This is a genomic window from Lentiprolixibacter sp., from assembly GCF_982873095.1.
In genome coordinates this window covers 5,165-6,271 of the sequence record NZ_CEYNTP010000170.1, presented here as the reverse complement: position 1 = coordinate 6,271, position 1,107 = coordinate 5,165, and the positions used below count along the sequence as shown (strand labels likewise).

Sequence of the window (1,107 nt, the reverse complement as noted above, 5' to 3'; positions counted from 1 at the left end):
TTTTCTTGCTATCGAGACCTCCCCAATTGTTGTAAAGCTGCTCTCACCTAAGGGCCCTTATGATCTAAAACTCGAGGACGAAGAAAGCGCAGTGGAGACGTGGGTGTTACAGAAGGTAAGGCAACGACAGGATATCCTGAGCACCGATACGGCATTGAATGAAAAGATCTATGCCGAGATCAGGGAAGAAGAGGCCGTATACGCCTATAAAAAAGAGAAAGCTGAAGAGCTCCTGAGGCTGCAGGCGGATACTTTCCACGATCTGCAGATCAAAAGCCTCTAATCAAAAAAGGCTGCACCATATTGGAACAACCTTTTCCTCCTTCATGAAAGGATTTGGGGGAACTAAGCGGTTTCCAGGATCTTGAGGATGATTTCCTCGTGATTAATACTCACCTCACATAACTGATAGAGGTTCCTGGTATGCTCCACCTCAATAAATCCCGGATTTGATAAAAATCTGTTTGCCTGCATATGGTTTGCTTTTAAATTTATTTGCTCAAAGATCTCTCTAAATAATGGACAGGTACAGAGCTTTGCGCCAAGGGATCACCTGCAGCTGTTGAATGACCCTTTTCCTGCGTTAAACCGGATTTGGACTTCGAAAGTTCAATGGCTGTTTCAGGACCCCATTGGTTATTTTGAGCGCGGTATTGCCACGCAATTTGTGCCAACTGCCCTACGATCTTAAGGGAATCTTTCATGGACAATTTTGACCCGTCTGCATGTATCCAACGCTTTAGCGGCTGCTCACAAATATATTGCTGTACCTTCTCTCTTCCGTAGAACCTACGCATGCGCATAAAGATCTCCACATCAAACAACCAGCGGGTGATGAACTTCCTTTTAAACATGTTCTGAGCGATTTCCCTTGTCATCACCTTAGCACCACACTGTGTATCCTTGAAGTTCATTCCCAGGATCGTCCTGATAATCAGGTTGATCGTCATACTAATGATCTTTCGGGCAGATTCTTTGGTGATGTTAGCGCCCATCCTTGCGATCCTTGAGCCGCTAACGATCTTGTACTCTGACTCGGCCAGTGTTTGTACCAGCTGATCAAAATCACTCAGATCTGTGGAAAGGTCGGCATCCAGGTATCCAATA

General features: G+C 45.3%; 2 protein-coding genes and 1 pseudogene. 1 reads left to right on the top strand and 2 read right to left on the bottom strand.

Going from position 1 to position 1,107, the window contains the following annotated elements; translation table 11 throughout:
• Positions 1-283, top strand: a pseudogene (locus AC4E7D_RS10350) (DUF4407 domain-containing protein); the annotation flags it as partial.
• Between the two features lie 62 nt (positions 284-345).
• Here AC4E7D_RS10350 and AC4E7D_RS10345 read toward each other — a convergent pair.
• Positions 346-474 (bottom strand): hypothetical protein, encoded by a 129-nt coding sequence (locus AC4E7D_RS10345; RefSeq protein ID WP_490173724.1) that lies wholly within the window; start codon positions 472-474, stop codon positions 346-348.
• Between the two features lie 17 nt (positions 475-491).
• Positions 492-1,107 (bottom strand): glycosyltransferase family protein (locus tag AC4E7D_RS10340; protein WP_490173723.1); only part of this gene is annotated, 616 nt, incomplete at its 5' end.

Excerpts from the sequence above, each read along its gene's own strand:
- AC4E7D_RS10345 (WP_490173724.1), bottom strand. The coding sequence starts at position 474 with ATGCAGGCAAACAGATTTTTATCAAATCCGGGATTTATTGAGGTGGAG.